Source organism: Blastocatellia bacterium (assembly GCA_016713405.1).
Classification (GTDB): Bacteria; Acidobacteriota; Blastocatellia; order Chloracidobacteriales; family JADJPF01; genus JADJPF01.
Window position 1 is genome coordinate 229,461 of sequence record JADJPF010000007.1, and the last position, 20,855, is coordinate 250,315.

13 protein-coding genes are annotated in these 20,855 nt (G+C 32.6%); 10 read left to right on the top strand and 3 right to left on the bottom strand.

Annotated features, from left to right (window positions below):
* Positions 1-248: 248 nt before the first annotated feature.
* Positions 249-953: a nitroreductase family protein gene (locus IPK14_11455; GenBank protein ID MBK7994003.1), complete on the top strand. Its 705-nt coding sequence runs from the start codon at positions 249-251 to the stop codon at positions 951-953.
* A gap of 106 nt (positions 954-1,059) precedes the next feature.
* Here IPK14_11455 and IPK14_11460 read toward each other — a convergent pair whose 3' ends face one another.
* The 3 genes from IPK14_11460 to IPK14_11470 form a co-directional block, all read right to left on the bottom strand.
* Positions 1,060-1,290, bottom strand: coding sequence for a hypothetical protein (locus tag IPK14_11460; GenBank protein ID MBK7994004.1), 231 nt, complete (start codon positions 1,288-1,290; stop codon positions 1,060-1,062).
* A gap of 231 nt (positions 1,291-1,521) precedes the next feature.
* Positions 1,522-4,707 carry a protein kinase gene (locus tag IPK14_11465; protein MBK7994005.1) on the bottom strand — a complete coding sequence of 1,062 codons (3,186 nt, stop codon included), beginning with the start codon at positions 4,705-4,707 and terminating at the stop codon, positions 1,522-1,524.
* Between the two features lie 78 nt (positions 4,708-4,785).
* Positions 4,786-6,039, bottom strand: coding sequence for a DUF3810 domain-containing protein (locus IPK14_11470; GenBank protein ID MBK7994006.1), 1,254 nt, complete (start codon positions 6,037-6,039; stop codon positions 4,786-4,788).
* A gap of 262 nt (positions 6,040-6,301) precedes the next feature.
* On the opposite strand from IPK14_11470, the gene IPK14_11475 reads away from it, so the two are divergent.
* From IPK14_11475 to IPK14_11515, 9 genes are all read left to right on the top strand, one after another.
* Positions 6,302-10,021 (top strand): DUF4388 domain-containing protein, encoded by a 3,720-nt coding sequence (locus IPK14_11475; GenBank protein MBK7994007.1) that lies wholly within the window; start codon positions 6,302-6,304, stop codon positions 10,019-10,021.
* A gap of 186 nt (positions 10,022-10,207) precedes the next feature.
* A complete protein-coding gene (locus IPK14_11480) occupies positions 10,208-10,531 on the top strand; it encodes a hypothetical protein (GenBank protein MBK7994008.1) in 324 nt (107 codons plus the stop codon).
* 40 nt (positions 10,532-10,571) lie between these two features.
* The gene (locus IPK14_11485) at positions 10,572-13,097 is read left to right on the top strand and encodes a hypothetical protein (protein MBK7994009.1); all 2,526 of its coding nucleotides are present in this window, start codon (positions 10,572-10,574) and stop codon (positions 13,095-13,097) included.
* 29 nt (positions 13,098-13,126) lie between these two features.
* Positions 13,127-13,453 (top strand): hypothetical protein, encoded by a 327-nt coding sequence (locus IPK14_11490; protein ID MBK7994010.1) that lies wholly within the window; start codon positions 13,127-13,129, stop codon positions 13,451-13,453.
* A 113-nt stretch (positions 13,454-13,566) separates the two neighbouring features.
* Positions 13,567-16,866 carry a protein kinase gene (locus tag IPK14_11495; protein MBK7994011.1) on the top strand — a complete coding sequence of 1,100 codons (3,300 nt, stop codon included), beginning with the start codon at positions 13,567-13,569 and terminating at the stop codon, positions 16,864-16,866.
* A gap of 347 nt (positions 16,867-17,213) precedes the next feature.
* Positions 17,214-17,537, top strand: coding sequence for a hypothetical protein (locus tag IPK14_11500; GenBank protein MBK7994012.1), 324 nt, complete (start codon positions 17,214-17,216; stop codon positions 17,535-17,537).
* Positions 17,538-18,084: 547 nt separating this feature from the next.
* Positions 18,085-18,744: a prepilin-type N-terminal cleavage/methylation domain-containing protein gene (locus tag IPK14_11505; protein ID MBK7994013.1), complete on the top strand. Its 660-nt coding sequence runs from the start codon at positions 18,085-18,087 to the stop codon at positions 18,742-18,744.
* Positions 18,745-18,753: 9 nt separating this feature from the next.
* Positions 18,754-19,044 (top strand): prepilin-type N-terminal cleavage/methylation domain-containing protein, encoded by a 291-nt coding sequence (locus IPK14_11510; protein MBK7994014.1) that lies wholly within the window; start codon positions 18,754-18,756, stop codon positions 19,042-19,044.
* A 358-nt stretch (positions 19,045-19,402) separates the two neighbouring features.
* Positions 19,403-20,845, top strand: a complete 1,443-nt coding sequence (locus tag IPK14_11515) for a hypothetical protein (GenBank protein ID MBK7994015.1) — start codon at positions 19,403-19,405, stop codon at positions 20,843-20,845.
* The last annotated feature ends 10 nt before the right edge of the window (positions 20,846-20,855 follow it).

The following is a 20,855-nucleotide window of genomic DNA, read 5'->3' on the forward strand; positions in this document are numbered from 1 at the left end:
TAATAAATTTTTATCTATAGAATAAATAACTAATATTTATACTTGACAGGGGTTTAACAAGTATAAAAACAAACTATAGATTATCGCTAAAAAGGCTTATTGTACAGTATTTTATAAATGGTTTTAGCGTTGATTCTAGTTGGACAATGAACAACTTTCCAAGGCAAGAAACGATAATTGTCAAGATTATAATTTTTATAAATTAAATAAAAATACTAAAAACTTAAGAGCAAGGATAAATTAATATTTTGAACAAGTTAAAAGACTTAAAAGAAATTGTTATTAACCGTCGTGCTACACGTCAATTTCGTAAAGATCCTATAGATGTAGAACTACTAAATGAGTTACTAGATATTGCTCATTGGGCCCCAAGTGGTTATAACCTACAACCAACGCATTTTCTAGTAGTTACAGACGAAAAATTAAAACAAGCACTTTTTCCGATTTGTATGCAACAACGGCAAATTTTAGAGGCACCTGCAATTATTGTGTTTGCTGGAGATCGGCAAGTAGTGGAAAATAATTTTGAAAAAGTTTTGGCTATGGATTTAGCTGTTGGGGCAATTAATAATGAATATGCAAATAACATGCGTGGATTTGTTTCTTTGGCTTTTAAGCAAGGCCCATTAGGGGTTAATTGGCTTTGGAAAGCATTATTAGTTCCTATTGTGAGGTTATTTAAGCCTATTCCTAGTATTCCAGGCGTTTATAAACGTTACTGGATTGCCAAACAAGTAATGTTAACAGCAATGAATTTTATGATAGCTGCTAAAGCAGCAGGTTTAGCAACAGTACCAATGGAAGGTTTTGATGAGGGAAAACTAAAAAGTCTCCTTAATATTCCAAGTAGTTTTGAAGTCCCAATAATTATTCCTGTTGGTTATGGATTAACAAATGACTCAAAAAAAACACGACTTCCTTTACAAGAAATTTTGCACAAAAACAAATGGTAAATAGAATAGTTTTATAAAAGGTTTTTTAAGAAAAATAGAACTTAATATAAGTTTGCTCAGAAAATAAATAGGAACCCCAAAGAGGTTCCTATTTATTCTTTAAGCCTTATGAATGTGAGCGTTGTGCGCTTACAGTTGTTTCTGTATCGTGAATATCTACTTCAATTAATCCTTGACGATATAAAGCATAGCCAGAAGATGTAGAAGCAATCACCGCAGGGATCCCACGTTGAACAAACCACTGTTGCCAAGCGACAAGGTCACGATAATCATCTGAACGTTTGCTTTTTACAAAAGTTGAGAAGCGGTTGGTTTCAGTAATAGCAACCTGTGACATACGAACTCCTTTATTATTAAAAAAATGATTATTAAGAATTAGTTTTATGTTTGTTTACTTTTCCATTAGCTGGAAAGCTCATTATTATTTACTAAAATAACACAGATGTAAACTAAAAAGTTAGTTTTCTTTTTAGTTTATTTAAAGAATTTTTTCTCCTTACCTCTTTGCTTTGAGCATTTATCAATTTAGATTAAGTTGATAAATGTAGGGAAAAATAGGGGTATTTATTTAATTATTTTTTAGAAATTTCTCAGAATAAGCAACTTCTGAAATAGGGATTTTTTCTGATTGCCAACGAGATACGATGTATTGAAAATGTTTTTTTGCTTGAGGTAGATTTGATTGGATCTCTGCAATTTTGCCAAGGTAATAATTAGCTTTTAGGTTATCTAAAATTACTTCTGTTCCAATAGGACTAGCTGATTGTTGGTGCATAACCATTGGCGCATTAGCTAGTTTGGTAAACTCAACTTGAGCTTCACTATATCTTTCTAACATAAATAAACAACGTCCAATAGCAAGTTGATAATTATGTTCTATACCAGATTGTTTACGTAATTCTAACCATAAATCTAAAGCTAAAGAGTAATTTTTGCGGGCTTCAGCCAAACTTGCCTTAGCATATAGCTTAAGCATTGCTGCGCTAAATTGAGTATAAGACTTTTTATTTAGCTGAAGAAATTTTTCTATTTCTATTTCCACTTTTTCTAATTCACCTAGTGCAATTAGTAGTTTAATGTAATTAAGTTCTACGTTTCGGTCATTATAGCGAGAGAAAAGATCTAACTGAGATGAAGCATCTTCCATTAATTTTTGGCTATTATTTAATGCTTGTTTTGCTTTTGTAAGATCGCCCATTTCTAAATAAAACAAAGCTAGTTCAACATATGTTAAAACAGCCATTGGACGAGTTCCTCTATCTAACTCATCTTCAATTGCACTAGTAAAATACTTAATTGTATCTTCTTTATTTCCTCTTAAGAGAGCAATCATAGCTAAGGATTTAATACTATCAGCCCCACCAAGATTTTTGTCTTTTAGTGCTAATTGTTTACGATAATAAGCTTCTGCTTGGTCAAGGTCGTTTAAAACCCTATAGGCTGCTGCTATTTTCCAGTAAGGATAATAATTAATAAAATCGGGTTTGATTTCTAAGGCTTTTTTATATTCTAAAAGTGCTTTATCTGCTTGACCTGCAAGTAGATAAATATCTCCCATTGTATCATGTGGGTTAGGTTCATTGGGTCTAGCTAAAACATATTTGCTTGCATGTTCTATAGCTTGAGAGAAATTTCCTTTAGCTGCATATGCGTAAGCTAAACGATTATGTCCTTCTAAATAATCTGGATCAAGTTTAACTGTTTGTTGAAAAGCTATAATTGCAGCATCAAGCTGTTCGTCTGATAAATAAGCTGTTCCTAATTGGCGAAAAGCTTCTTTATCTTTAGGGAACCTTTCGGTAATCTCCTTAAAAATTTCAATTCTTTTTTCTGATTGACCTTCAATTAATGCTTCAAGACCACGAATATAAAGCTTTTCCTTACTAGCTACACGATCTATTAGCTCAACAGCTTTGCTAATAGCAGCACGAGTCCCTTTTTCATCTTCTAACCTTAATTTAGCTAATCCTAATTGTAGGTAGGCCATTGCAAAATTAGGATCTATTGCAACAGCTTTTTCAAATTCAACTACTGCATCTGATAAATAAAGTTGTAAGGATTTTTCAACACCTTGTTCATAGTGTTTATAAGCTGTGATTGAAGAAGTAGTTACTTCACTTATAGAAATATCAGGTTTATTTGTATTTTTAATTCCAAAGTGATTAGTCAATTTTACGGTTAGCTCATCAACAATTGAGAAAATATCATTAATATTTTCACCATCAATTTTATCAGAGAAAATTATTTTACCGCTAGCAGTATCTTGCAGATTAATAGTTAAGCGGATTCGCTTACCTATTTTTAATATAGTTCCTGTAACAAAAGCAGGGACATGGGTTTGTTGGGCAATTTCTAAGACTTTTTCACGATTTAAGTTCTTTGGTTCATTATTATTAACTCTTGCTACAAGCTCATAAATTTGTTGACTACTAACAATGTCAAAAGCTTCAATTTGTGCAAGATTTGTTGTTAGCATTTCTGCTAATCCACGTTCAAGCCATTTTAATTCTTCATCCTGAGAAATATTTTCAAAATATATAACAGCTAAAGAAAATTTTTCTAAATTTTTATTATTACTTATAGGTAAGTTATTTATAGGAATAGTTTTAGAGTTTTGCCAGAAAGTAAACACAAGCGTTGTAGTTAGCATAGCTACTAGGCTTACTACAACTAAGCGAAATAACTTGGTTTTAGTTAAGGATGTTAAGTAAAAAGTATTAGCTGTAGCCTGTTTTATATCTATTTTTTTAGTTGTGCTAACATCAGTACTAGAAGTAATTTTATTGATAGAATTTGCTATAGTACGATCACTATCAGCAAGTTTAATGACTATATCCCCACTATTGTTTTTGCGGATTTTTTCAAGAAATTCTGGTGGGTTACGAATACTAGAAATAGAAGTTTCTACTTCTATTTCTAATTTTATAGCACGTAAAATTTCTACTATTGGGCTAAGATTTTGATAACGATCATCAGGGTTTTTAGCTATAGTTTTATTTGTTAGATTTACTATCTCTTGGGGTAAATCTGCTCGAAACTCTGATATATCTGGAGGATTATACTGTAGGGTAGCAACTAATTTTGCTCCTAAATTGCGACCGTCAAAAGGTAGATGACCACTTAAAGCTTCATAGAACATAACTCCAAAAGCAAAAATATCACTACGAATATCTGCTGGCTGGCATTGGATCATTTCAGGAGCTAAATATCCAACTGTGCCTTGGATAATATTTGGATCGCTTTTTAGTTCATCTGTAGCAGGCTTTTCTGCAAATTCATATTCTAGTTTTGCTAGCCCAAAGTCCAGGATTTTAATAAAACCATCTTTGGTTAGCATAATGTTTTCTGGTTTTAAGTCTCGATGAATAATTTTTGCTTGATGAGCTTTGTCTAATCCTTCAGCAATTTTAAGAAATATGTCTAGTGCTTCCGATAACTTTAAGTGGCTTTTTGCTAGGTGTTCACGTAGGGTAATACCATTAACAAATTCCATTACCATATATTCAAACTCTGGAGTTTCTCCTATTTCATAGACGGTAAGAATATAAGGATGGTTGAGGGCTGAAGCTGCACGAGCTTCAATTAGAAAACGGCGTTTAACTGTTTCATCTTTTGCTGCTTGAGGAGGGAGAATTTTAATTGCTACAACACGACCTAAACGGTTGTCACGGGCTTTATAAACCTCTCCCATACCGCCTTGACCCAGTTTAGCAATAATCTCATATTGAGCAAATTGTTGCCCTATTAATTCCATAACAATAACTTATCGGCAATTGAATAGAAGCGTATCACTCAAAAGACTAAATTTTAGCTAAAATTAACAAAAAAATAATTATTTGTAGTCAGAAAGATTATTTTTTTTAGCGTTACTAGATAAATGTATGAAGTAATAACTAATAATTAGATTCACTACTTCATTATAATTTTTAATTCCAGATTGAACACGATTAGCTTTTAAGTAGGTATGATTTACTTTTTCAGAAACTTTACTTAATGCACCAGAGTAGTAATTCCAAAAATGAGACATAGCTTTTAGATCTGTCCTTGGCCCGGAGCTAAGTTTTTCAATAGTGTTTTGGTAATGTTCTGGAGCAACTAAATATAAAGTATTAAGTAAATGTATTGTTGCCATTAAGTAACCTGAATAGCGAGAGTAGGAATCTTCAGATTTAATACAAATTAGTAAGGCTAAAAAATTAGCTTCATCTTCTAAAGCAAAACCACGTTGATGAGCTTTTTCATGTGCTAAGGTAAAGGGTATTGAACAATCTACTTGTGCAACATTAACATTTGGTTCGCCGGTTAATGGAATAAATATTCCAGAAATTCCAAAACGGCTCATAAAAGTAGAGAGATAGACAGCCTTAGCTGGCCCATAATTTCCCTTTGCCAAATAATTTAATAAAGGTTCTTTTTGAAATGATCTTTCAATATTGTCATTTAGTTTTTGCCAAGTTATAGGTATTTGGCTATGAGAAATTTTAGGTGTTAATAAATTGTTATTAAATGCTTTATCTGCACTAGCTAAGTAAAAAGTTGGTGGGGTAGCTTCTCTATAACTTTCATTAGTAGCTTCAATGAATGCTTGGCAAACCTCTAATAATTCTTTAGTGTCTACCTTACGACTTGGTAAATTAAGATTTTGTGCTAAAGGCTGTTTTTGGTAGTTTAGGCCCCAAAGAAAAAGAAAAAGAAGTAAGCCTGCGCTAGTGAAAACGCTTAATTTCCAAAGTGAACTTAAAATAAGCTCTTTTGCTGGAGATTTCTTTAGATAAAATTTTCGTATTTGCCAAAATAACCAACTAGGTAAAACTATTAGTATTACTAACAGTATAAGTTCAGCTAAGGAAAACCAAATTAATTTATTAATTAGGCTTAAAAATTGTGCAATATAAGGGTAAATTATTTGATGGTAATATTTCTCTATTAAACTAGGGTGACTACTAGCAGATAATTGTAAAAATATAGCTGAAGTTAGAAATAATAAAGGTATTAACCAACAAGTTAATTTGTTGGTTAGTTTAGGTTTTTTATTTGCTAAATCTTTAATTTGTTGGTTAGTTTCCATAATTAATAGTTTGAGCAAAATTATAGCTTAGAGCAGCCAAAGGTCAAGAAGCAGCTTTGTAAGAGTAATTTTTTGATGAAAAAAAATCTATAAGTAGTTTATATTGAGAGTTCAATTTGAGTTTTAAGTAAAAAAGTATCAGTATTTTGATAGGACAGAAAAATAGATATTTTAACTTATATAATTTTGTGATTAACTATTGATTCTTGATAGCTTGGCACAATAATTAGCAGTAAGCTATACTGCAAAGAATTTTAGAGTTGCTATTACGGAAGAGAAAATGTCAGCAAAAGATCCTAATCAAGTAAAATATGCCATTGCAGATTTTCAAATGTTTTTAGCCGGCAAACGCGCCCCAGCTTTGATTGGTCAATCACTTGCTACTATTATTCGTCAAGTTGATATACAACAAGTTGCTTACTTAGTGCTTGAATGGGCCAGAAATAATAAAGAACAATATATAGTAGATTCACTAGTTTCAGCCCGTAATAAAGTTTTTGATATTTTTTTCTATCGTGTAGTTAAATTTGAAAGAATACATAAGTTTTTTCCTACCTTTGAACAAACTTTAATATCTATTTGTCCTAGCCCAGAAAATGCCCATTTAGCTGCTCTTTTTCAACAGTTTAAGTGGCAAGATATCCGTCCTATAGGTACTATTCGGGATCAACGTTTTGTTATAGAAAAACGCCAAGAAATAAAAGTTGAAGCAGAAAAATTTAATGAAGATGTTTATAAAAATGCTACTTTTAGCGTCCTTTCTGCTGATAAAAAATATAGTTTTGCTGATGAAGCTACTAGTAATCAAATAGCAGGTTATCAAGAAAAAGTTAAAGAAATATTTTCCGACTTTGTTGATTTAGTTGAAGATAAACAACAAAAGAAAGAAATTCTACTTGCTAATGAGTCGGATAAATATAATAACTACCAAAAGAAAGAAGCATTTAAGATAGAGCTATATCTAACTCAAATGTTAGATTTAGCAATTGCTTTATTTAATGATGATTTCTTTTATCAAAGTATACAAATTTTTACCATAATTAGAGAACTACGCGATCAAAATAACTTAAAACTATCAGAAATTAAGAAGTTTCAAGATAAAGCAGAACTATTTAGTATGCAAAAGCTAGAAGATGCTGCTAATAATAATGCTAATTGTCTTTTAGTAAAACAAATAGTTAGTTTATTTAACCATTGGCAGCCAGAAAGAATTTTAGTTCAACTTCAAATAGAAGCTAATCGTCGTATTCGTAGATTCTTATTAAAACTACTAGAATGCTATGGTAAGGATGTTTACCATATACTTGTAGTAGAGCTAAGTAGCAAAGCAGCTAGTTTACCTTGGTGGTATACACGTAATTTAGCCTATATTTTAGGTCGCATTACAACTGACAATGACACAGTTAAAAATCAAGCTGTAGAATTACTATGTAGTTATTGGCAGCCCAAAGCACAACGCCAATTAATTAACCAAATTATTACTACACTAGGTTCAATAGGCACAGATTTAGCTTGTGAGCGTTTAATAGAACGCTTAAAAATAATTGAGCCTCAAATAGAAAAAGACAAACAAAGTGCTGAATATTACCAAAAAATAATACCTGCTTTACTTTCTATTGAATCTGAACGCTCAATAGAAACTGCGTTGGAATCTTGTTTAAGACAAGAACAACTAAGCCAACATATAGATAAATTTCCTAGAGCTTATCTGTCTGATAAAACAATACAATATATTGCTGGCAAAATACGTAAGGAACTTCAAAAGATAAAATATACATTTTCTTTATTAGGTGATAAAGAAACAGCTTCAGAACTACTTAAAATTATTGGTCATATGGCTAATGAGCCAGTAAAAACACTTTGTAAAGAAATAGTAAAAGCTCTACCGGGTAAACATAAACTTACGCAAGAAGCAGAGAAAATACTTGCTCAACCTACAGCATTAGGTCTTTATGCTCGTGATAAAAACATCCAAAAACTCGCAACACTTAAAAATATTCCAGAAGCAATATGTCAAATCCTAGAAATATCAGGTAGTGGAAAATTAGCTATTATTACAACTGATGGAGTAGAAAGCGAAATTGACTTTGAACGAGGACAAGCAACACGCGCTTTTGTACGGGCTTTTTACTTAGAAGGGGATAATGCTTTCTATTGGTCTTTTTTACTAGATCCCCGCGATATTGAACAGATTTATTTTAATTCTCCTCCTAGTCGTAGTGAGCCTAATATAAGTCGCTCTACAGAAAATTTAATCTCTGAAGGTTCTGTTCAACGAGGTCAAATTTTACAAATTGCAGGTAAATATGTTTTACCTGAATCTAAATTCCGACAAAAACAAGTTAATAGCTACTATACAAACTTTAATAACACTGATGCACCAGACAAATACCAGCGTGTTTGGGATGCTTTAATAGCCAACACTGATATTGCTAGCTTACAACAAGCTACACATCTTTCTAAACACGATGTTTATAAAATTCTCTTTTATTTCTTAAAACAAAATATGTTAATTGTTGATGGAGATGAAGAGAAAGAGAAACTTGTTGATATTGAAAGCGGTTTAGTCACCCTAACTGCTACTTTACAACGTATAGAACGCCGTCCAGTAATGTTTAACTACTACCGCACATTTGCTGAAATCTGTGCTGATTTAATGCGTTCTATAGAAGATGATGTAATACGTTTTGCTATTGGGGTACTGCGTAACTACTGTTTGGAGTATTATCAAAGCCGTAAAGTTTTTACCTCTGTTAATATAGAAATAGGACAACAAGTATTAGAATGGGTTGCTGGTTATGTACAAAACCCTAGTGCAGAAAACCGACAATCTTTACTAGATTATATTAGCTTTACTTTTCGTATTGAAGATGCTTCTCTTCAACCACTGCCTGCACCGCCTCCAGAAATTGATGAAAATACAGCATTAGAAAAACTTGAAAATATTGAACTAGGTAATGATCCTTTAGAAGGTGGAGATGAATTTGATGAATCTATGCTAGATGATGTTTTTGGCTCTCTTGATACAATTCTTGGTTCAGGTATAGGGGTAAGTTCAGGTGAATTTGGTTCAGAAGATGGCACAGGTTTAACAGATGCAGAAGATGCAATGATTAGAGATCTTTTTGATAATATTGCTCTTGCTTATGTAAAACCGCTGAAAGATTATGTTAGAGAGTTATACCGTAATTGGGAAGCAGAACGTCCAACATCGCTAGAATGGACTGAAATTATTGAGCCAATTTTTTCTTTACTTTCTGGAGCATCAGCTAAAATGGGGTATCAACAAATTTCTGATGCAGTAAAAGATATGGAAAAATTGGTAATGGATGATAAAAACTTAGCAGAAACACAAAGCCGAGATAGTTTTGACCAAATGGCTGCCCAGCAAATAATTGTTGCTTACCAAAAACTAGCAGAACTCCAACCAAAAACCTTTGCTTTAGCTGTTTCAGAACAAGACTTAGAAGACAAGAAGGAAATTCTTATTGTTAAATTTGTCTTAAAACAAATCCCAGAAGTTACAGAAAAAATACTAAGTAAAATATTGTTTGCAGGTCTTAATACTTTTGATAAATTTATGCAAACCAATGTTGATGAAATAGCCGCCTTAACAGGTATGGCTAAACAATTAGCAGAAGAAATTTATCTAAAGTTTTATCAATACCGTAATATTTACTATCAAGATGATCCAGATTATAGTAGTAAATTTATGGCAATGTTTGACTTAAACCTAAGACTCTTAAAACAAATGCACGAAGAAGTAGAAATTTTGATTTTAGATGAGCAGCTAGGAAGAGAAGGCGTAACTGCACATAAAGAAGAATTAATAGCAGATCGGCAAAGAATGCTTTGGTCATTGTTTATTTTACTTTGTATTAAGCAAGAATACGATTTAATAGAGACAATTCAACAGTCTGTTTTTGATGTTAGAGTTCAGTTACTAGATGATTATTTCTGTCGTCTAGTTCTGACTTATACAGAAACAGCAGTTGCTTAATTAGAAAATCTATTTTATTTTTTATAACCTTCAAAAAATGCTTAATATGAAGGAACTTAAGACTTATAGTTTATTCCTAACGGATGTGTAAAGCTGTAAGATATGTTATTATTTGGCTAAATACAAATCTAACTTCTTTAATATCACTGTATTTAAAGAAGCAAGAATTTAGTAATCTAGGTTAAGATGCAAACTTCTAATGACAAAAATAAGAAGGTTTTTCTGCGTACAACAAAAGACTCTGGTCTTACAGAAAATCCTTCTGAAGAAGATATTGACCGGGAATTACAAGAAAAACTAGCTTCTCTAGGTATTAGTCTTAGTGGTGTTAGTGAAACTTCTTCAACAAGAACAACACAATCTTTACCAAATAATTTAGGAGATAAACACACCACAACGCTTGATATTGGTGAATTAAGAAATGCTCTTAAACAACAAATCAGTATTGCAGAAATAAAAACAGAAGTAGAAAAAATTATCCGTCAAATAATGGGGTTGGCCCTATATTAGAAGGTCAAACCAGGATCTAGAACTACGTGCCGCAGCCTTAATGCTTCCTTATTGCCGGGAGTATATTCCAGATTTTCCTCCAGGTGTTCGCCCAGCAGAATTTGCCGTAGACTTAAACCTTCAAGATATTATTGACTTTCATTCTGACCTTTCAGATCTTGCCCCTGTAGAAATAGATGAAATGGTAGAACAATATGCAGTTCAAGTTATTCAAACTCTACTTAGCCATCCATTAATCCCACAACAAAATGCAAAGAAAATAGGGGTAGACCTAAAAACTACGGCTCTTAAAGATCAACGTGGTACAGCAATGTACTCTAGTGGGGATGCTCAGTTTTTAGAAATCTTATTTGGTGAGCATAAATTACTAGAACGAGGTGGAGAAATTGGACTATTAGCAATTTTAATCTCTGCTAAAAAATGGAATAAAATTGATAGTGATACTCTTTTTAACAATGCTGTTTTATATACTTTGGAAGCAATGGCAAAAAAACGAGGTATTCCTGGCATTTTACTACGTAGTCAAGGAGATGATCACCCGGTTGCTTATATACTCTCTGAGTATATTGCCCATAGTATTGACCACTCCCTAGAATCACTAATTAAATTTATAGAAGATTTTTTAGTAGTTACTTACAATGCTATTAATATTGCAAATGAAGAATTTATCCATAATATACAAGAAAATTATCTACCAAAAATAAAAATAATCTTTCGTAATGCTATTCATCAGTCATTTGATCGATTTGTAGAAACCTTTCGCCGAGAATACCAAAATTCACAAAAAACTATTCGTAGCAAAGTTTTTTTTCTTAAACGTGTTGGTGATTTATGTGAACTTTCCTTTTATACCTATGAAGCTATTAGAGTACTAGAGTCAAGTTCTGGTGAGGTTTATGCCAGAGAAAACTTAGATGAAGGTACTAGGCATTATGCTGGTCGTAATAATATTCCTTTAGATGAAACTTCAGATATATTATCACAAAAAAATATGTTATCTGAACTACTTCTATTTAGCTTAAAACAAAGGTGTTCTTTACGTGAAAAAGGAGCAGATTCAGCACACTTTATTTCTAAATTAATGAATGATACTTTGTTTTTCCTGGATAGTTTACGTAGAGTTTTTGATCATGGCTATGCACGTGGGCGTGCTACTTCAGCTAATGATTATAGTAGTTGGGAAGAGATAGTTACAGATTGTTCTCGTGGTTATGCAAGGCTGTTTTTTGGTCGTAACTTAAATGATTTGGAAAGATATCATTTTGAAAATATTTATAAAAGATTATTAGAAAAGCACTTATCATTTTTTGATTTACAAGGCCCGGGGCTATTTCCTGTAGATTTTAAGCTAGAAAAAATCTCTAAAGTAACTAAGCCTGAAGATATATTAAAAGAAAAATTTCTTCAATTTTTAGTTGCACTTCATCAAGCCTTACTTAATTTTAATCCTGAAAAATCAGATGATATTATTAAGGTAAAAGAAGATTTAAGTGTTTTATCTAGGTCTGCTAGTGAAAGCAATTTGTCTGTAAAACAAAATAATACAGCTACTTTTACTCTTGATGCAGTACAAACACGTATATTTTTATCACAAAGTGAGTTGCCTCTATCAGAATATACCTTAGAGGCACTACTAACAGCAGTTAGCCCAGATGCTAAAGATAAAACCATAGTTCAGCAAGCCTTAAGAGCTTCTATTGAAATGGTTGAAAAGGGCAGAATAGTTGAAGAAATAGCATCTTTAACAAACTTTTTGCAAAACTTAAGGCAAAGAGTTAGTCTTCTTATTGGGCTTAATGACCAAGAAAAAGAACAATGGTTTAATAGCATTACTGCTGGCTTAAAAGACTTAGAACAAAGTGATCCTATCTCTATATCGTCTTATGGAATAATACTAAGTGAAATAGATGACTGGGAATTAACCCATGAACGTATATTAAATGAATGGAAAAATCCAGAAACTACTATTTTACGGTTGCAACAAATCTTATTTATATTATTACTTAAACATAGTAGTGCAGAAAGAAATAGTTTGGTTGACCAATATCAACGTTGGATTAGCTTAAATACTTTAGCTAGTGGTTCAGTACGTCGGAAGGTTTTAGAAAGACGCTTGCAATTATTGATGGCTTTTTCGCGTCAAGGCACAATTAGACTAGGGTTTTTACGCTTTCTTCTTTCAATGATGCGCTATGTCCAACTTTCTTATCAAATTACTAGTTGGCAACAACCAGAAGCTTATTTGCTAGAAGATATGTTAGCCGTAGAAACACCTGTAAAACGTATACAGGAAATTATTATAGTTCTTTCTACTAAAGAACCTATAGAGGTAAATAAACTGGTAAAACAATTTACTAAAGTATTATCAGAGAGATTTCAACAAAGTGCTTCTGGATATAGTTACTATACAGATGAAGAACGACTGCTTATGCAGGAACGCTTAAGCAAATTTGAGGCTATAAGCAAGCGTTCTAGTTGGGAAGCTAAGCGGGAAAGATGGCTATTTTCATTAGGCCATTTTTTAATTCAACCAATGAAAAAACTTTCTAATCAAGAAAGAATATAAATAAGATAGTTTTTAAGGAGATTATAACTGTGCCAATTTCGCCTAAAGAAAGACTTGCTTCACTACAAGAGTTACTAACACAAAATCCCAAAGACGCTTTTGTTCATTATGGTTTAGCAGATACTTACTATAAATTAGGTGAATTAGAAAAATGCGCTGAATATGCAGAAAGCTACATAAAATTAGCTGATGATGAGGGAGCAGTTTATCGAATTTGGGGACATTCTTTGTTAAGGCTTGGACGTATGGAAGAGGCACGAAAAGTTTTTGAGTTAGGGATTTCGGCTGCTGAACGGCATAATCACCCAGGTATGGCAGATGAATATAGAGATACTATAGAAGACGAATTTGAGTAAAAATTATAAGGAAAAAATAATTTTGGCTTTAGATAGTTGCCTAAACTTTTAGCGGCAGGTATTATGGGTTTTTCCTTAAAAAAGTTTTATTTTGAGGCTTGTTAGATAAATTTATGAGACCATCAATTGAAGCAGTCTTGGGAACGGTTATTGATGGAAAATACAGACTTGACTCTTTAATTGGTTTAGGTGGCATGGGGCGTGTTTTTTGTGCTACCCACTTGCAGTTAAATAAAACTTTTGCCCTCAAATTAATGAATTTTCCCGCCCACAATTCCCCACAATTAGTTCGTTTTAAGCGTGAAGCAGAATCGCTTGCTAAAATACGTCATCCTAATGTTGTTGGTGTAACAGACTTTGGTATTACTATAGAACATACTCCTTATATAGTAATGGAGTATATCGAAGGCATGTCATTACGTACTATGATGGAGGATAAAGGATATTTTACTGAGCGACAAGCCTTGCTTATTTCTAAACAAATGTGTGCTGGCCTTTATGCTGCACATTTACAAGGCATAGTTCATCGTGACTTAAAGCCAGAAAATATCATGATTGAACAATTAGCTGATGGTGAAATACTTGTACGAGTATTAGATTTTAGTATTGCTAAACTGCTTCAACTAGGTGATAACGAAGAAAATATTAGTGAGCATGAAGAACTAATAGGTACTATAAAATATATGACACCAGAACAATTTCTGGGCAATGCTGTAGATGCACGGTCAGATATTTTTGGTATTTGTCTAATGATTTATGAAATGTTAGCAGGTGTTGTTCCAGCCGCAACGGTTTCGCTTGCTAGGCCCTTAAAAGAATTAAGACCAGATATTTCTTCAAGATTAAATGAAATTGTTCATAAAGGGCTTTCTCCTCTACCTATAAACCGCCAGCAATCAGCTTTGGAGCTAAAGAGAGAATTAGAGAGTCTAGAATTTATCCCTTCTCCTGATTTAAGTACACAATATTCTTTGGTGGGTAGTAAATATGGTATAACTACTACTGAAGATGGACAATTTGACTCTTTAGAACTTCAAGCCGGCCAAAAAATTTCTTACTACCAAATCTTAAAAAAATTAGCTGAAGGTGGAATGGGAGAAGTTTATTTAGCTGAAGATGCGCGTTTAGGGCGTAAAGTAGCCTTGAAATTACTACCAAAAGAAATTACTCAAGACCCAAAAAGGACTAAAAGATTTGAGCAGGAAGCTCGAACAGCTTCAGCCTTAAACCATCCTAATATTCTTACTATTTATGAAATTGGAGATTTTGAAGGCATACAATTTATTGCAACAGAATATATTGAAGGTCTAACTCTAAAACAAAAAATCCAACAAGGACTAACTCTAAAAGAAATACTAAAAATTGCTGTACAAATTGCTAATGCTCTAGCTGTTGCCCATCCAGCAGGGGTTGTTCATCGAGATATTAAGCCTGGAAATATAATGCTACGTGCAGATGGTTACGTAAAAATTCTGGATTTTGGTTTAGCAAAATTTACAGAAGCAAATGGAAATAAAGATAATACTGGGATTAATACCGAATCTGGAAAAATTATGGGAACACCCAAATATATGTCTCCAGAACAGGCTCGTGGACAATTTGTAGATGCACGAACAGATATTTTTAGTTTTGGGGTAGTTCTTTATGAAATGATTACTGGTAAAGTACCTTTTGATGGTGCTACAAATACAGACATTATTGTTTCGGTTTTAGAGCATGAAGCTTTACCCCTAAGTCAACATGTAGCGGAAATTGACTCTGAATTAGAAAGAATTGTTCAAAAAGCTTTACGTAAGGATAGGGAAGAACGCTATCAAACTATTAAAGATATGTTGCTAGATCTAAAGAGCTTAAAGCAACGCTTAAATTTTGAAAAAGAGCTAAACCGCAACAACTCAGAAAATACTAACCCTAGTGGCGAAACTACTACACCTTCTAGTAAAGATAAAACAGATAAAAGCTTAACTGCTGTTGAAACTACTATAAATAATAATTTTATAGATAAACCTAAGAATAAGCAAAAACGCCTAATACCTTTAATTGCTTTAGTAATAATATTTACTGGAACATTAGCAGGGTATTTTGTATTTTATAAGAATTTACAAAATAATAAAAAAGCACGTAGTTTAGCTATATTACCTTTTCGTAATTTAAAAGATGATCCAGATACAGACTTTTTAAGTTTTTCCTTAGCAGATGCTGTAATTAATAAACTTGGTTATGTTGACTCTTTAACCTTGCGACCTTCTTCAGCTATAAGTAAGTATCGTAATCAAGATATTGATATTAAAGAAGTTGCTAGTCAGCTAAAAGTTAATACTCTTTTAATGGGAAGTTTCTTAAAAGAAGGCGAAGAGCTAAGAATTCATACACAACTTGTTGATGTAGAAAATGATAAAGTAATTTGGGTAGGTAGTCTGGACTTAAAATATGAAAAATTACTAACAGTTCAAACAAAGGTTGCTGACCGAATTGTTAAAGAATTAGAAATAAAGCTTACAGATGATGAAGTAAAAAGGTTGAATCGGGATGTTTTTATCAACTCTTTAGCCTATGAATATTGCTTAAAAGGCATAGATTTAATGGTAAAGTCTGCTAATAATTTTTCTGAAGCTAGAAGTATGTTAGAAAAGTCTGTTGCTTTGGATCCTAATTTTGCTCAGGCTTGGGCATACTTAGGTTTTTGCTATGCTTCTGCTGCTACGGCTGAATATAGCGGGCAAGAATATTATATTAAAGCTCAGGCAGCTTATGATAAGGCAATAGAATTAGATTCAGAACAAATTGAGGCACGTGTTTTTAGTGCTACATTGCTAACTGATACTGGAAAGGCTCAAGAAGCTGTTAGTAGATTAAAAGAGGTTATTAGAAAAAAACCTCAATATGCGGCAGCTTATTGGGAATTAAGTTATGCTTATCGCTATGGTGGACTAATAAAAGAATCTATTGAAGCAGGAGAACGAGCCGTAGAGTTAGATGCAGGTGTAATGAATCGCACTTTTAATAGTTATTTATATGCAGGAGAATATCGTAAATTCTTAGATAGTTTACCTGATAGAAATGATTCTTATTTTATTTTTTATAAAGGTATTGCAGATTATTATTTGCACAATTCTTCTAGTGCAAAAAAACATTTTGATGAAGCTTATAGACTTACCCCAGATCAAATTTTTGCTCAAATAGGCAAAACTTTTAGTTTATCTATTGAAGGTAAAAATGCAGAAGCACTAAAACTAATTAAAAATAGTGAAGAAAAAATCAGAAGTAGTGGTGTTAGCGATGGAGAAGCAATTTATAAAATTGCTCAAGCTTATGCAGTTTTAGAAGACATACCTTCCGCTTTAGCAATGCTTCGCTTAAGTATTGAAAAAGGTTTTTTTGCTATCCTTATTTTTTACAAGATATATTACTAGATAATTTGCGTAAGGAAAAAGAATTTACCGAACTTTTAGAAATAGCTCGCAAACGCCATGAAGAGTTTAAGAAACAATCTATCCCTTAATTTACTACTAAACAAGTAGAGTTATTTAAGTTACAATTAATAATTAAAGTGTCTTTCTCTTGCTTCCCCTAACAACATAAAAATTTTTGCTAAAAACCATTAAAAAGCATTAATGTTTGTGCTAAACTATGGAGCTAATCTCAATATATAGATTTGCTTAATTTCTCGAACAACATAATTTATAAATTCTTAGCCCTAATCATAAATAAAATCTCTTTAATTTTTCTATAAATTTATTTTTATTTTCTTTTTAAAACTATGTCTAAATCACCTAATGATTTAAATAATTATGATGATGTTTCTTTTGATCCAATAACAGGAGAAACACAAACTTTGACTGATGTTGACAATGTTTATGGAGAGCAACAAATAGGAATAGATCTACTTAAGAATTTAGAAGATTTTGAAGCAAAAACAGCCCCTTTATCTAACCCTTTATCTAAAAGTGATTTTGTTGACAAAGTTGATAATAAAAATATGCCAACTTTATCTGGGCAAAAACAAATAGATAATATAAAAACAGAAAGTAAAAATCTAGTTTTCATTCTTCAAAAACAACTACCTCACAAAACAATTCTTTAATAAAAGTAGTCTTATCAATAGCTATTACTTTAGTACTTGCAGCAGCGGCAGCAACATATACTTTTTTATCAAGAGCTAATGAAACTAGTGATTTAACAAATACACAAACAACAGAAGTTTCTACTGACCAAACACAGGTAGAAGAACAATTTGTTGATGGTGCTAATGAAGTAGCTAGTTTTGTTAGAAACTCTGCTTCTAAGCTTACAGGTTTAACAATTGAAGAAGCTTTAGCTACTAACTTAAATATTACTTATGGAAGAACTTGGCAAATTTTAGGTTGGAAAATTGAACAAGCTGAAGGTAACTTCCAGACTGTTAAATTTGTTTATAAACAAGATGGAAGAAAAGAAATTTCTTGGAAAGTAGACCTACAAGCTAGAAAGCTTATTGCTACTAGTCCAGAAGCAGAAACTATTACTTTAACAACAAAAACATCATCAAATAACAACAATGTTATTGATGGTCAATCTAATCAACCAACTAAATAGAGTTTATCTAATTTATTTATTTTAATAAATCTTTCTTAAAGAGAAAGGCATAAAATATGGTCTTTCAAAAAGCAAATTTAAAAGGTTTTTCTATAATAGAAGTTTTGGTAGTTGTGACAATAGGGCTAATTTTAACTACTGTTGCTATTGTTGGTTTTCGTGGTGTTAGAACAAATATCAAAACTGTAAAAGCAGCTAATGTAGCAACCTCTTTAATACAACAAGCTCGACAACGTGCAATTACTAATCGGGTACCTCATTCAGTTACAATTAGCCGTGTTCCAGATAGTTCAGGTAATAGAAATGTATTAACTATAAACAGTATAGATATTACTAAAACCCCACCTGTAACAAATGTAGTTCGTGTAGAATACCTACCTCAAGATGTTGCTATTGCTCTACCAACAAATATCCCATTAACTATAGCAGCAAATATGCCTCCTCAAGATACTTTTCAGCTAGCTGACTTTATGGGAATGGATACAGCAACAATTTTCTTTAATATTGATGGCTCTGTTACTAGTGGAAATTATTTTCCACTCCCTGGTAGCAATCCATTTCGAGGATCTTTCTTTTTTGCAGATGCTCCTAATGCATGTACCACAACCCAAAGATCAGAATTAACCAGAGTGGTTAGTCTTTATGGTTCAACAGGTGGTGTTAAGACCTGGTATTACGATGGTACTACTTTTCGCACAGGCAGTAAGAATTTTTAAGTAGTTATTATGAAAAGTTTAATTAAGCTTTCTCATAGATCAGGATTTTCCTTAGTAGAATTAATTATTTCTATTGGAGTTATTTTAACAGCATTACTTGGTTTAGCAGGACTTTTAGGTTTATCTATTCGTAGTAATGAAACTATTCGTCAAACAACTCTTTGTAAAACACTTGCTACAACAATAACTGAAACTATTATTGTTGCTAGAGAATCAGAAATAATAGATTTTACTAAATTGGAAACAGTTTTTTGCTGGTGCCAATGTACGCCGACCTATTTTAGCTCCAGGCCCAGATAATATTTATGGTACTAGCGATGATGTAGGAGATTTAACTTTTTCTGTTGGCCCAAATCCTGCACTTGCTGTTGGACAACAAAAATTTGACCGTACAACAGAATCTATTTTTAACCTAACTCAACAAGGTTATGGTTATAGAATTTTAGTTATTCCTGTTGCAGGTAGCAACAATGCCTTAAAACAAGTTTCTGTAGAAATTTATCCTCCAGGCTCAACACAGCCAAATGATAGAGGAGTATATAGACTTAATTTGGTACTTGGTTCCTATCCAACTAGTTTAACTGGTTGATTTTTGAAAACTCAAAATTATTATTTTTCACCTACGTAAATTAGTGATTATCTAATAGGAGAAAATCACATGTTAAATAAAAACTTTAAAAAAACTTTTAATATAAAAGGATTTAGTTTAGTAGAACTCTTAGTCACAACAGTTGTTTTTATAATTGTTGTTGTTTTGAGTGGTCAATTAATTAGACTTGCTAATTTTGATTCTCAAGTAAATACAAACCTTAATGAAGTCCAACAAAGTTCCCGCGTTGCCTTAAAATTCCTAGAAAGAGATATTACTAATAGTGGAGACTCTTACCTAATAGGCATTGCGGGTGGTTTAGGTATTGTTGGCCCAAGTGTTTCATTAAATGCTTTTGAGCAAATCAGAGGCACTAACCCAACCAACACAGCTATTAATGTACCTACTCCAAGTGATAATAAACAACCTTTGTTCTCATTACTTCCAGTTAGAAGAGCAACAGCTTTAGGCAATGGTGCTAATGGAGGTGGACAAACCGCCTTAGAAAATGGTAGTGCCGATAAAGTAACAATTGCCTATGAAGATGAATTTTTTCTTGCTGGTTCAGAACAAGGATTTCAAGACATTGGTAGAACAATCCCTCTTCCTGCTCCTGATGATACAGCTAAAAGCCTTAGTGCAGATGTTGAGTTTCAAGGAGTTTGGAACCGTACTACTTCCACACTAAACTTGGGAGATCCAGATCCAGTTAGCCCAGCAGGACAAATTTTTCTTGAAGGCCAAGATGATATGGGTAGCCCAATTTATTTTAGAAGGGTTTTTGATACTTCTACTGTTAGAGTAGGTGATATATTTAAGCTAACAGGAGGTAGTAATAGCCAAAGTGTTGTATTAGCAGTAGTTTCCAATGTTACTGCAACTAGTTTAGAATTTGCTCCAGATGTAATTGGATTTAATAAAAAAACCTCTAATATAAATGCTGTTATAGCCAATATAAATAATCTAAATGCTCAAATTGGTGCTTTAGATCCTGCTACTGCAACAGCCGCAATAGCTGCATTAGAAGCTCAAAAAGATGCTGCACTTAGCCAAGTTTTTCCTTTAGATCTACTTCCTGAAGTTCCAGGTGATCCTGCTGGTGGGTTGGTTACAGCTACTAGAATAATGCTTTATACTTATATGGTTGATCCACTAACTCAAGACCTAATTCGCCGTCGTTATACTTATCAACCAGAAGCTACAGGAACGCTTGGAAATGCCTTTGTTAATGATCCAGTGTGTCAAAATGTAGAACGCTTTTGGGTATCATTTAAGTTGTTTGTTCCATCTACTTCAACTGATCCTGCTCGTCTTAGTAATGATATTGAACTTGACCCTTCAACTGATACAAATGATTTTGCTGCACTACAAAATATTCGGCTAGTAAATGTTAATTTAATTTTACGTTCTACAGAAATTGACCGCAGAAATGCCCAACCAGCACGCTTTGGTGTACAGGCATCTTTTGCACCAAGAAACATCGTTTATCGAGTTAACCAAAATGCTAGTTAGTTGCTCATAG